Below are 12,281 nucleotides of genomic sequence, written 5' to 3'. Positions count from 1 at the left end.
AATTCAAATTATATTTCTTTATTATCTCTAGTCATTAGCGTTATACTATTTCATGGATATACAAGATTTAAGGAGGATTTCTATTATGGAAACAATAATTCCTATCAAGGGTGCAGTTTCATTTCAACTAACATTAGATCCTACAGTTTGGATTTTCGATGATCGTAAATTAGATTTAAAAACATACTTCACATCACAAGAAGTGGAGGAAGATAAGGATATTAAATATATGCGTGAGGTAGGCGCTCATTGGTCACGCGAAATAATGGAAGGAGCCACTTTCCCTCCAACATTAAAATCTGAACGTAAATTTGATCGTAAAGGGATGGAAACAGGTACTTTCGGTATCGAATTGAGCCCCTTCTTGAAAAATGCCGAAATTAAACCTGAAGCGACAACGATCGTTATTGAATGTGAAGATGGCAAAGAATATCCATTCTCCATTGCAGAGGCACAAAGACTCATTTTAAAATATAGCCAGGACGGTAAACCTTTACTTGAAGATGGCCCTGTCCATGTGCTGTTTAAAGATGGTTCAAATGTAGACAACCCTATTAAAAATGTATCAGCCATTCGTGTTGAATAGGAGGGAATACAATGCGTGTAAAATGTGTCATTTGCGATACAATTAACAATTTAGACGATGATTTACCGTTAGCAAAAAAATTACGCAATCGACCAATTCATACGTATATGTGTGACATATGTCATGATCGTATTAAAGACAATACGCTTGCACGAATAGAAACGGGAAATTTCCGCTTTTATCGCACTTCACCACAAATGGATAAAGATTTTTAAATAAAACAAAATCATTCCGAAGTATGAATATTCTCGGAATGATTTTGTTTTCATAGTGTTGAAAAACTAAATAGTCAAGGGACCCTTTGTGAATATTTTGTCAAAATGAAGGTGATTTACGTTCCAGGCTATTCGCTTTCCTGTGGGCGAGCGACGAGCCGCTTCCTGCGCTGACGCTCCGTGCAGGGTCTCGTCTGTCTCGCTATCCCACGGGAGTCGAGTAGCCTTCCACTCCAATCAGCAATAGTGTAGAACTTTAAATATTTTCTTCCTTCAAAAGTAAAGAAAAGCATATTACTAACCATCATTAAATGGATAGAAAAGTGGTGCAATTCTATAGCTTTCAATTTTCATATTCACATAGAAAAATGTTATCAAAGCTCCATTTTTATTCACAAAATAGTGATGGCTAAGACTTCAATTTATCACTATACATTTATGTGAAATGCCAATGAAAATACTATGAGCAATGGTTGATTGGAAGTGACTCCTTGGGGATCACAGCGTCACAGATGAGACCCTGGAGCGCGAGTGAAGCGGCTCATCGGACGCCCCCCAGGAAAGCACTCAGTCGGAACGAAGATCAACCCCTTGTTTTGAAAAAGGGCATACTTTTTAATTTGTCACCTTGATTTCATTGACATAATAGTATTTCAACAACATGAAAACAAAATCATTCCGAAGTATGAATATTCTCGGAATGATTTTGTTTTTTTAGGTGTTTGAAGATATCAATAATATTTTCCATAACAATAAAAGCGAGGCATCCCACAACGCTGAGATTAACCTCGCTTCCATTCTTTTAATCCGACTTAGGAGCCACATTATCTTATGCATTATTCTTTATGATTACCTTCTCAATCAGCTCGACTACCTGATACATAATTGTCGCAAAAAAGGCAATGATGAGCAGTGACATCAGAACTAGATTAAAATTAAATACTTGGAAGCCATAGATGATTAAATAGCCAAGACCTTTTGAGGCAACTAAAAATTCCCCCACAATAACCCCTACCCATGATAATCCTACGTTTACCTTTAAAGTAGAAATAATCGTTGGAAAAGAGGCTGGTAATATGACTTCTTTAAATATCTGCCACCTCGTAGCCCTAAAAGTTTGTAAAACTTTGCTATAGTTCGGATCTACGCCTTTAAAGGCTGTATAAACAACAATAGTTGTAATAATTATCGAAATTAGGGCACCCATAGCAATTATCGAAAAATACCCTGGTCCAAGTGCAACAATTAAAATAGGTCCTAGCGCTACTTTTGGCATGGCATTTAAAATCACTAAATAAGGATCCAATACCTTAGATAACAATGGGGACCACCATAAAATAATAGCTATTAATGTACCAAGTAAAGTACCCGCAATAAAACCAATAATCGTCTCCATCAGCGTGACACCAACGTGCAAAGTTAACGAACCATCACTTACTTTTCCAATAAATGTTTGCCATACATGTGTTGGCGAACTAAAAATTAACCGATCAATCCATTCGAATCTAGAAAGAAGCTCCCATCCACCAAAAAAAATGAGTAAGATGATGAGCTGATAAAGTCGAACAAAACGTTTTTCCTTTTTTAACATTTGTTGATACTGTTTAAAAGGTGTATTATCCAAGGCTCTCCAGCTCCTTCCAAATAGCTTGGAATACATCTGAATATGCTGGATGTTGTCGTGCATCAAAGGGGGATAGCTGTTGTAATGCTTCAGGTATTTCAAAAACTCTGTGTAATGTACCTGGATTAGCTGAGAAGAGAAATACCCGTTCACTCATCGCAATCGCCTCTCCAATATCATGAGTGACAAGAACTGCTGTTTTTTGATAGGCCTTTAACGTTTCAACAACCAAGTCCTCAAGCTTTAGCTTTGACTGATAATCAAGTGCTGAAAATGGTTCATCCAGCAGTAAAATTTTAGGATTTACTGCCAGCGTTCTGGCTAGTGCAACACGTTGCCGCATCCCACCGGACAGCTCTCGTGGGTAATTGCCGCTGACATTTGCTAGCCCCACTTCTTGTAACAATGCATTTGCGGTTACTTTATGCGTTTTTTGGCTACGCTCCATAATCTTCAAGCCGATCGTAATATTGTCCTCAATATTTTTCCACGGAAATAAATAATCTTGCTGAAGCATATAGCCAATAAGTGATTGGTTTTGTGTCGATATTTCCTCACCATCAATATATACCTTGCCTTTAGTAGGAGGAAATAAGCCTGCTATGATGGATAATAAAGTTGTTTTCCCACAACCGCTCGGTCCGATAAATGAGACAAACTCTCCTTCACGAATGCCTAAATTAATATCACATAATACATCCTTTGCCTGTGTACTTGAAAAATAGCTATGGTGAATATTTTCTAGGTTTAAAAATTCCATATTACTCAGCAGCCTTTTTTGCAAAAGTTGTATTCACCAATTCTTCATAATCCACCCGTTGAGGAAGTTCACCTGCTTCCTCCATAATCGTTTGCAAGTTATCCCATTCCCCCTTCTCCAATATAGGATCTGTCGCATAAGAGCCCTGAGATTTATAACGCTCTACCACTGTTTCAATCAAGTCTACATCCACATTTTCAAAGTATGGCTGAATAATTTTAGCTACTTCGGCAGCACTCTCTTTTTGCACAAAATCCTGTGCCCGTTTCAATGCATTTGTAAAGCCTTGGACTGTCTTCGGTTCATCCTTTAAATAACTACTTTTTGCCATAAACGAGGTATAAGGTAAATGGCCAGATTCTGTACCAAATGAAGCAACAATATAGCCTTTTCCTTCTTTTTCAAACACACTTGCAGTCGGTTCAAACAGTTGTACAAAATCTCCAGTTCCAGAAGCAAAAGCCGTAGAAATATTTGCAAAGTCAATGTTTTGAATAAGTGTTAAGTCTTGAGTAGGATCTATGCCATGCTTTTTCAATACAAATTCTCCTGCCATTTGTGGCATTCCACCCTTACGTTGTCCTAAAAATGTGGAGCCTTTTAATAGATCCCAAGAAAAATTATCTATCTTATCCCGTGCAACTAAAAATGTACCATCTGTTTGTGTAAGCTGAGCAAAATTTTGAATTGGATCATTTGCGCCCTGAAGCGTTACATAAATAGAGGTCTCTGATCCAACTAGGGCAATATCAATCCCATCTGAAAGCAATGCCGTCATTGTTTTATCCCCACCAGCTATTGTCTGAAGTTCTACAGAAAGTCCTTCATCTTCGAAGAATCCTTTTTCAAGAGCTACGTACTGTGGCGCATAGAAAATTGAGCGCGTCACCTCTCCAACTTTGACTTTTTCAAGCTCATGTTTATTACACGCCGCCAAAGAAAGGAGAAGTACAGCAATTACACTAAAAAACAAGCTTCTTTTAAACCACCGCATTCCTTTTCCTCCTTGTTTGTTGAAAATAAGTCTATCGACATTAACTTATTCACTTTAGAAGGTTTCTGTGCCTATGGTTTGACAATTCTCTTAGGCAACAAAAAAACAGCCTTAGCTTCAACACTAAGACTGTTTCTCAAATATAGTTATTTCACTGATTAGTAGCTTGTTGCTCTTCTCTTTTTTCACGCCACATACGTGTTTTATAGACAATTAAAATTAATGCCGCTACAATAAGCCCTTCAACCATTGGAAGATATAAAGCAAAAAATGTTAACAGGATACAACCTAAAAATAGGAAAATATAAATAATAATATTTTGTGATCGTTTTAATTTCTTTGCAAAGCCTAATTTATAGACAATTGCCGAAAGTAGAAACACCAGGAAAAATAGAACATAGCCAGCAATGTCATAGTTAGGCATATTCTCATATAAAAAACGCGTAATTCCAGCCATTTTTTCATAGGCATCTTCTGTTTCCTTTGCATTTACCTGTGCAGCTACTTGAATAACATTCAGTTCCCCCATTAAAGCGGACTTAATATCCAAGACTCCTCTTCCTTTCGTGGAGCAAAAAATTATTGTTCAGCGTTTTTAAGTTTTTTCGCTATTCTTTCACGTTCATTTTTATCTAGAATTTGTTTACGAAGGCGAATAGATTCTGGTGTAATTTCTAGGTACTCATCATCATTTAAGAATTCTAATGCTTCTTCTAGTGTTAATAAACGTGGCTTTTTAATAACGTTTGTTGCATCTTTTGTCGCAGAACGAACATTCGTTTTTTGCTTCATTTTTGTTATGTTTACAGTGATATCATTGTCACGTGTATTTTCGCCAACGATCATACCTTCATAAATTTCAGTACCTGGCTCTACAAACAGTGTACCACGGTCTTCTACTTGCATCATACCATAAGTTGTGGATTTACCAGTTTCCATTGAAACAAGAACACCTTGGTGACGTCCACCAATACGACCTGGAATATATGGTTGGTAGCAATCAAATGTATGGTTAATGATACCAAAGCCTTTTGTCATTGACATAAACTCTGTCGTATAACCGATTAAACCACGAGCAGGAACTAAGAATGTTAAACGAACTTGACCATTGCCATTGTTCACCATATCTAACATTTCACCTTTACGAGTACCAATTGATTCTATTACAGAACCGACATTTTCCTCAGGAACATCAATTTGTACGCGTTCAAATGGCTCACATTTTACACCATCAATTTCACGAATGATTACTTGAGGTTTTGATACTTGTAGCTCGAAGCCTTCACGACGCATATTTTCGATAAGGATTGATAAATGCAGTTCACCACGACCAGAAACAGTCCATGCATCTGGTGAATCTGTATCTTCTACGCGTAAAGATACATCTGTTTGAAGCTGTGAACGTAGGCGTTCCTCCACTTTACGGGCAGTTACCCATTTACCCTCGCGTCCTGCAAATGGCGAGTTGTTGACTAAGAAAGTCATTTGTAATGTTGGTTCATCAATACGCAATGGTGTTAATGCTTCTTGATGCTCTACTGGACATACCGTTTCACCAACGTTGATGTCCTCCATACCAGATACAGCAATTAAATCTCCAGCTTTTGCTGACTGAATTTCTTCACGTTTTAAACCAAAGAAACCAAATAGTTTCGTTACGCGGAATTGTTTTACTGTACCATCTAATTTCATTAATGCTACTTGCTGACCTACTTCAATTGTACCGCGGAATACACGTCCGATTCCGATACGACCTACATAGTCATTATAGTCAAGTAAAGCTACCTGGAATTGTAATGGTTCATCAGAATTATCCACTGGTGCTGGAATTGATTCGATAACCTTTTCGAATAGGCATTGCATATTTTCCTCTTGATTTGCTGGATCTGAATCAAGTGAGGCTGTACCATTGACACCTGAAGCATAAACAACTGGAAAGTCCAATTGATCATCATCTGCACCAAGCTCAATAAATAGCTCTAAGACCTCATCTACTACTTCAAGTGGACGAGCAGAATCTTTGTCTACTTTGTTAACAACAACAATTGGTGTTAACTTTTGCTCTAATGCTTTTTTTAGCACGAAGCGTGTTTGCGGCATACAACCCTCATACGCATCGACAACTAGTAAAACGCCATCTACCATTTTTAAAATACGTTCTACCTCACCACCGAAGTCGGCGTGTCCAGGCGTATCAAGGATGTTGATACGTGTTCCGTTATAGTTTACCGCAGTATTTTTTGCTAAAATTGTAATACCACGCTCGCGTTCAATATCATTAGAGTCCATTGCGCGTTCTTCAACATGTTCGTTTGAACGGAATGTACCAGATTGTTTTAATAATTGGTCAACTAAGGTAGTTTTACCATGGTCAACGTGGGCGATAATTGCGATATTGCGAAGATCTTGACGTAAGTTTGTCATTATTCCACTCCATATTCTTTTTTCGAATGTTTAACTGTGATATTATAGCACAAGAGGGATAGAAATGTCCTTATTAGAATTTCCATCATTCTAAAAAATATATTTGATTTACAAATTTTAATATAGGGGGCTCGGTTATGAATCGTGCAAAATTCGTAATGGCCATTTATGCATTAGCAGCTGTTTTAGCAATGTGTTCTATCGGATATTCTGTAGCTGCTGAAAGTGTGTTTGGTATTATAGCAGGCATTTTGGCTACTTGTGTCATTTTTATGACAGCCTTTAAAATGAAACGCAAATTGCGTGAGCAAGGATTACTTTAATTATGTTACAAAGAAGGAGCCTGTCTAAAAAAGACGGCTCCTTTATTATTCATAAGGCACAATATATTTATCTAATAATTCTTTGTGTATCGATGGATTCGCAATGATAAAAGTATCCTGATGAAGGAAATCAAATCCTTCCCCATGTAAATTTGTGGCAACAGCGCCAACCTCATGCGCGATAATAGTACCTCCAGCAATGTCCCATGGTGATAAACGCATAGAGACATATGCATCTAACTTACCACTCACAACAAATGCTATTTCCATAGCTGCAGATCCGTATGATCGTGTACCTCGTACTTTACGAACCATATCAATAACCTTTTCATGATGAATATGCCGATTCGGTGCTACCCAATGAGCATTAATACCAATGACAGCTTCTTCTATTTTTACTGACGTTAATTTTCGTAAAGGAGATTCATTGTACCAGGCACCTTCTCCAGCTATTGCATAAAATAAATCCTCACGCATCACGTCAAATATGTAACCAAGCTTGCCTATTCCATTGATGAAGATACCAATGGAAATCATAAAATGGCGGTGTTGCTTAACAAAATTCATTGTGCCATCAATAGGATCAATTATCCACACAATACCATCTAAGGACTCTACTTTTTCTCCCATTCCCTCTTCCCCTAAAATCTTGTGAGATGGATCAAAAGCTCTTATTTTATCGATAAAGAATAATTCTGTTTCACGATCGATATTCGTCACAAGATCATTAGCACCTGATTTTGTTTCGATAACCAAATTATACGAAAAGGCTTGTCTAATACGGCTGCCTGCCTCAAAGATAATACTTTTCGCAAATTGATCCAATTGTTGTATGTCCATAAAAACCCACCCTTCGATTAAAAAAACTCTAACTCTATGCTATTGGACTGATTTTTCATGTTCTCACCATTTAAGTATATGATATCTTTTTCTCTCGATGTTAGCATGGTGTATTCTGCACATTATAGGTACTTAAAACTTTTCATTATGATATAAAGTCTATTTTACCCATTATAACAATAAAAATCACCTGCTGTCGGAATATTCAGCAAGTGATTTTCAAATGGGTATAAAATTTTTATTACGCATAGGCGTGCAAACTTTCAAGTTCCATCTGAATTTCAGTCAGACGTTTTTTACTTTTTTCAATTTCAGCTTCATTTTTTTCATTCATAGCGTCGAAGAGAGAAGCTAATTCATAATCTAATTCCAACTGTAAAATGTGTTCATATTGCTTTTCAATGTCAACTTTACGTATAATTTTTACGATTGGTTTCATAAAAATCACTTCCTTTTTTTAATTTTTCACAAGAACATTTTGTAGAACTGAGAAAGTTCTTGTTATAAGATTTTTTCCCATTTTTCTTATAAAATAAACCTTATAAATCGAAAGGAGCTACTACCATTGCCAAAAATAAAGTGGACGAATAAAGACTTTAATGTATTTCATATAGACGGTTTAGAACAGAGAATGGATGCACTAAATTCTTCTGTACGACCGAAATTCCAACTGCTAGGAGAGGACTTTTCTGCGTACTTTTCCAGTCATCTTGGGGAAGAATTCTATCCTCATGTTGCAAAACACGCACGGAGAACTGTGAATCCTCCAAATGATAGCTGGGTAGCCTTTGCTCCGTACAAAAGAGGTTATAAATCATTACCTCACTTTCAGATTGGTCTTTGGAGCACACATTTATTCATCGTCTTGGCTATTATTTACGAAGCACCTGAAAAAAATGTAATGGCACAGCGTTTAATGGCCAATAAAGCAATACTAGGGCAACTTCCCGAAGACTTTATTGTGTCTGGAGATCATATGTCTCCAGAGGCCTTTCCTTTACAAACGGCAAAGGAGGACAAGCTAGATGAGTTACTCCTTCGCTTGCGGGATGTTAAAAAAGGTGAATTTTTAGTAGGTCGACATATTCCAAAAGAGCAAGCAATCAAACTGACAGCTAGTCAAATCCATCAAATAACGGAAGAAACCTTCAGTCATTTACTCCCAATCTATAACGTCATTGTTGGAAAGTAATGTTCGATGTATAGTGTTTTTATCCATGTAACATAATAATGCAGATGATGTAATAGATTGATTTATAGGATGCTTATATATTGTGGAAAATTTCCGATTTTATTCCTATTTTTATTAAAAATTTTTCGCGTTTAAAAATTATTATTGGCATATTTTCCAATATTAAGTAATAATGATATTGATGTAATATATGCAAAACATTCTTTTTTAACACCAAGATAGTGTAAAGCTCTAAATGAAAAAGTGGACGTGAGAATAACTCACATCCACTTTTTTAATGACGTTGTTTGGGAACGACTTTAATCAAAGTACCATCCGTTCCTTCTTTCGCTAGCTTAACAACAGGATAACTTACATAGCCACTAGCTTCTTCAAATTCACGAAAAATAGATTTTTCTTCTGCCTGGGATGGGACAATTTGTTTAAAACGGCGATACTTTGCCAGCATATTTTCGCGTTTAATGCCCTTCTCATAAGCTTGCTCAATCCCTTCGAAGAATTGAACAACATCAACAATTTCTTCTGTAGACCAATCTGTTGAAAACGGATAGGAATATTCCATTAGACATAACCACCTTTACGTTATTGTCCCCATTTTACTCGGATACTTTCAGCTTCTGCAACCATACGATTGATTAGCTCCTGAACTGTTGGAATGTCATGAATCATTCCTGTTACTTGACCAGCCCAACCAAACCCTTGATCATTCTTACCATCATAAATAAAACGTTTATTGGCAGCACCACTAATGAAATCTTTTAAAGCTTCATATGTTGGCGTTTTCTCCTCGATTTCTAAAATTTTCGCAGTGAAATCATTGCGTAATGCTCGAGCTGGTGCACCAATAGAGCGTTTAATAATTGTTGTATCTGCCTCACTGCTTGCTAGTAACGCCTCTTTATAAGCCTCTGATGCATCTACACACTCTTTAGTCGCAATAAAACGTGTGCCCATTTCAATCCCCTCTGCTCCAAGCGCTTGTGCTGCCATCCAACCCCGACCATCACCTATGCCTCCAGAAGCAATAACCGGTATTTTTACACTGTCGACAACTTGCGGAACAAGCACCATTGTACCGACATCGTCACGTCCAAGATGACCACCTCCCTCTTGTCCAACAACCATCACAGCATCTGCTCCAAGTTGTTCCGCTTTTTGAGCTTGTCTACGTGCGGCTACAAGCACCAATTTTTTAATGTCGGTTCCTGCCAAAATATCAAAAATAGGTGCAGGATTTCCTCCAGTCATTGTTACTACAGGCACTTTTTCTTCCACTGCCACACGTAACATATCCTCGTAGCCAGTGCCATACATGCCAATGGCAAAGTTCACACCAAACGGTTTATCTGTTAATGTTCGTACTTTATGAATTTCTGCGCGCAATAGGTCAGGATCACGTAAACTCATCGCTGTTATTTGCCCAAGTCCGCCAGCATTCGACACTGCCGCTGCCAAATCAGCATAAGCTAAATAGGCTAACCCGCCTTGTATTATTGGGTATTTCACATTTAAAAGTTCTGTCACACGTGTATTCCAATTCATAGTACCTCCCCTTTCGTACGTTATTAACTTCTCGAAATGATCAAAAAACCCTTTTATTTTTTTAAGTAAAGTCTATTCTTTCATGTCGTAAGGTGCTATAATTCATTTGTTTTCTTAGATATTATAAAGTGAGGTGGTACCTGCGTTGTCACAATTAGAGACTCCATTGTTCGACGTATTACTTAAACATCGGAACAGACATCCAATTCAGTTCCATATTCCAGGCCATAAGAAAGGTCAAGGTATGGATCCAGCCTTCCGAGAATTCGTCGGCGACAACGTTTTATCAATTGATTTAATTAATATTGCTCCACTAGACGATTTACATTCACCAAAAGGCGCCATAAAAGAAGCACAAGCACTTGCTGCTGAGGCCTTTGGTGCTGATCATACATTCTTTTCCGTTCAAGGTACTAGTGGCGCCATCATGACGATGATTCTGACCGTCGTCGGTCCAGGTGATAAGATTCTAGTGCCACGGAATGTTCATAAATCAATTATGTCAGCGATTGTTTTCGCTGGTGCAATTCCGATTTTTATTCATCCTGAAGTAGACAGTGAATATGGTATTTCTCACGGAATATCCCCTGAAGCTGTCGAGAAGGCTTTAAATGCTTATCCAGACACAAAAGCAGTTCTAGTTATTAATCCAACTTATTATGGCTTTACAGCTGATTTAAAACGTATTGTCGAAATTGCGCATGGTCGTAATATTCCAGTTGTTGTGGATGAAGCTCATGGCGTACACATTAAATTCCATGATGAACTTCCCTATTCAGCGATGGAGGCAGGAGCTGATATGGCTGCTACAAGCGTACATAAGCTAGGTGGATCTATGACACAAACATCGATCTTAAATGTACGTGAAGGACTTGTCTCAGCAAAACGTGTACAAGCAGTCTTTTCTATGCTGACAACAACATCGACATCTTATCCATTGTTAGCATCACTTGATACGGCGCGACGTCAGCTAGCAATACATGGCGTTGATTTAATTGATGATGCCCTTCGCTTGGCAAAGGATGCACGTAAACGTATTAATCAGATACCACATTTAAAATGTGCTGGAAAGGAAAAGTTACATTCATCTGCCACATATGATATGGATCCTCTAAAGCTTTTAATTAGTGTGAAAGATTTGGGTATTTCTGGGCATCGAGCTGAGGAATGGTTACGTTATAATGCGAATATTGAGGTAGAACTTTCTGATCTTTACAATATTCTATGTTTAGTAACTTTGGGAGATACGAAAAAGGAGATAAATCTTCTTATTAATGCGCTTAATCGCATGTCCAAAGCTTTTGATTCAGAAGCTGCAATCACTGAAGCAGTAGTTAATGTTCCGGAAATTCCAGCACTTGCTATGTCGCCTCGTGATGCTTTTTATGCTGATACTGAGGTTGTTCCATTGGCAGAGGCAGATAACTGTATTTGTGCAGAATTTATTATGGTATATCCTCCTGGAATTCCGATTTTTATTCCCGGGGAAATAATTACACAAGAAAATATTCATTATATTCAAATGAATATTGAAGCAGGTTTACCAGTACAAGGACCTGAAGATTCAACATTAAAAACAATTCGTGTTATAAAAGAACGCAAGCCAATTATTTAAAACTGGAAAGCTACCTCTTCAAAATTTTGATGAGGTAGCTTTTTCATAATTTATCAATTTCGATACATCTTGTCATGAAAAATGGAACCTTCTATTGGCTAATTTTAGAAGATTTTATTTGTATATTCGTAACGACTAGTAACGTTTTGGTTAGACATTAGTACAA

14 protein-coding genes are annotated in these 12,281 nt (G+C 37.4%); 5 read left to right on the top strand and 9 right to left on the bottom strand.

Features of this window, described 5'->3' with window-relative positions:
- Window positions 1-85 precede the first annotated feature (85 nt).
- Together QNH24_RS05065 and QNH24_RS05060 are read left to right on the top strand one after the other, a co-directional pair.
- Entirely contained in the window at window positions 86-586 is a 501-nt protein-coding gene (locus tag QNH24_RS05065) for a molybdopterin-binding protein (RefSeq protein ID WP_283871030.1), read from the top strand.
- A gap of 11 nt (window positions 587-597) precedes the next feature.
- Window positions 598-801, top strand: a complete 204-nt coding sequence (locus QNH24_RS05060; protein WP_283871029.1) for a YlaI family protein — start codon at window positions 598-600, stop codon at window positions 799-801.
- Between the two features lie 829 nt (window positions 802-1,630).
- Here QNH24_RS05060 and QNH24_RS05055 read toward each other — a convergent pair.
- From QNH24_RS05055 to typA, 5 genes are all read right to left on the bottom strand, one after another.
- Window positions 1,631-2,425: an ABC transporter permease gene (locus QNH24_RS05055; RefSeq protein ID WP_283871028.1), complete on the bottom strand. Its 795-nt coding sequence runs from the start codon at window positions 2,423-2,425 to the stop codon at window positions 1,631-1,633.
- Window positions 2,418-3,185 (bottom strand): ABC transporter ATP-binding protein, encoded by a 768-nt coding sequence (locus QNH24_RS05050; protein WP_283871027.1) that lies wholly within the window; start codon window positions 3,183-3,185, stop codon window positions 2,418-2,420. The genes QNH24_RS05055 and QNH24_RS05050 overlap by 8 nt, the downstream gene beginning before the upstream one ends.
- A gap of 1 nt (window position 3,186) precedes the next feature.
- Window positions 3,187-4,179, bottom strand: coding sequence for an ABC transporter substrate-binding protein (locus QNH24_RS05045; RefSeq protein ID WP_283871026.1), 993 nt, complete (start codon window positions 4,177-4,179; stop codon window positions 3,187-3,189).
- Between the two features lie 151 nt (window positions 4,180-4,330).
- Window positions 4,331-4,729 (bottom strand): YlaH-like family protein, encoded by a 399-nt coding sequence (locus QNH24_RS05040; RefSeq protein WP_283871025.1) that lies wholly within the window; start codon window positions 4,727-4,729, stop codon window positions 4,331-4,333.
- Between the two features lie 29 nt (window positions 4,730-4,758).
- Window positions 4,759-6,603: a translational GTPase TypA gene (gene typA / locus QNH24_RS05035; protein ID WP_283871024.1), complete on the bottom strand. Its 1,845-nt coding sequence runs from the start codon at window positions 6,601-6,603 to the stop codon at window positions 4,759-4,761.
- A 137-nt stretch (window positions 6,604-6,740) separates the two neighbouring features.
- On the opposite strand from typA, the gene QNH24_RS05030 reads away from it, so the two are divergent.
- Window positions 6,741-6,926, top strand: coding sequence for a DUF5325 family protein (locus QNH24_RS05030; protein ID WP_054770794.1), 186 nt, complete (start codon window positions 6,741-6,743; stop codon window positions 6,924-6,926).
- A gap of 45 nt (window positions 6,927-6,971) precedes the next feature.
- On the opposite strand, the gene QNH24_RS05025 is transcribed toward QNH24_RS05030, so the two are convergent.
- Both QNH24_RS05025 and QNH24_RS05020 read right to left on the bottom strand, forming a co-directional pair.
- On the bottom strand, window positions 6,972-7,766 hold the full coding sequence (locus QNH24_RS05025; RefSeq protein WP_283871023.1) for an inositol monophosphatase family protein: 795 nt from the start codon (window positions 7,764-7,766) through the stop codon (window positions 6,972-6,974).
- Between the two features lie 241 nt (window positions 7,767-8,007).
- On the bottom strand, window positions 8,008-8,205 hold the full coding sequence (locus QNH24_RS05020; protein WP_283871022.1) for a hypothetical protein: 198 nt from the start codon (window positions 8,203-8,205) through the stop codon (window positions 8,008-8,010).
- A gap of 126 nt (window positions 8,206-8,331) precedes the next feature.
- Between QNH24_RS05020 and QNH24_RS05015 the strand changes: the two genes are divergently transcribed.
- A complete protein-coding gene (locus QNH24_RS05015; protein ID WP_283871021.1) occupies window positions 8,332-8,958 on the top strand; it encodes a YktB family protein in 627 nt (208 codons plus the stop codon).
- A 274-nt stretch (window positions 8,959-9,232) separates the two neighbouring features.
- Here QNH24_RS05015 and QNH24_RS05010 read toward each other — a convergent pair whose 3' ends face one another.
- Window positions 9,233-9,520, bottom strand: coding sequence for a UPF0223 family protein (locus tag QNH24_RS05010; protein ID WP_054770792.1), 288 nt, complete (start codon window positions 9,518-9,520; stop codon window positions 9,233-9,235).
- Between the two features lie 20 nt (window positions 9,521-9,540).
- Window positions 9,541-10,500, bottom strand: coding sequence for an NAD(P)H-dependent flavin oxidoreductase (locus tag QNH24_RS05005; RefSeq protein WP_283871020.1), 960 nt, complete (start codon window positions 10,498-10,500; stop codon window positions 9,541-9,543).
- Between the two features lie 145 nt (window positions 10,501-10,645).
- Here QNH24_RS05005 and QNH24_RS05000 point away from each other — a divergent pair, with 145 nt between their 5' ends.
- Window positions 10,646-12,115, top strand: a complete 1,470-nt coding sequence (locus tag QNH24_RS05000; RefSeq protein WP_054770791.1) for an aminotransferase class I/II-fold pyridoxal phosphate-dependent enzyme — start codon at window positions 10,646-10,648, stop codon at window positions 12,113-12,115.
- Window positions 12,116-12,281 lie beyond the last annotated feature (166 nt).

Source organism: Lysinibacillus pakistanensis (genome assembly GCF_030123245.1).
Lineage (GTDB): Bacteria > Bacillota > Bacilli > Bacillales_A > Planococcaceae > Lysinibacillus > Lysinibacillus pakistanensis.
This window is presented reverse-complemented; position numbering and strand designations above follow the sequence as displayed.

Bases quoted from the DNA above. Each gene is read 5' to 3' on its own strand.
- QNH24_RS05065 (WP_283871030.1), top strand. From the start codon at position 86: ATGGAAACAATAATTCCTATCAAGGGTGCAGTTTCATTTCAACTAACA.
- QNH24_RS05060 (WP_283871029.1), top strand. From the start codon at position 598: ATGCGTGTAAAATGTGTCATTTGCGATACAATTAACAATTTAGACGAT.
- QNH24_RS05050 (WP_283871027.1), bottom strand. From the start codon at position 3,185: ATGGAATTTTTAAACCTAGAAAATATTCACCATAGCTATTTTTCAAGT.
- QNH24_RS05045 (WP_283871026.1), bottom strand. From the start codon at position 4,179: ATGCGGTGGTTTAAAAGAAGCTTGTTTTTTAGTGTAATTGCTGTACTT.
- typA (WP_283871024.1), bottom strand. From the start codon at position 6,603: ATGACAAACTTACGTCAAGATCTTCGCAATATCGCAATTATCGCCCAC.
- QNH24_RS05030 (WP_054770794.1), top strand. From the start codon at position 6,741: ATGAATCGTGCAAAATTCGTAATGGCCATTTATGCATTAGCAGCTGTT.
- QNH24_RS05025 (WP_283871023.1), bottom strand. From the start codon at position 7,766: ATGGACATACAACAATTGGATCAATTTGCGAAAAGTATTATCTTTGAG.
- QNH24_RS05020 (WP_283871022.1), bottom strand. From the start codon at position 8,205: ATGAAACCAATCGTAAAAATTATACGTAAAGTTGACATTGAAAAGCAA.
- QNH24_RS05010 (WP_054770792.1), bottom strand. From the start codon at position 9,520: ATGGAATATTCCTATCCGTTTTCAACAGATTGGTCTACAGAAGAAATT.
- QNH24_RS05005 (WP_283871020.1), bottom strand. From the start codon at position 10,500: ATGAATTGGAATACACGTGTGACAGAACTTTTAAATGTGAAATACCCA.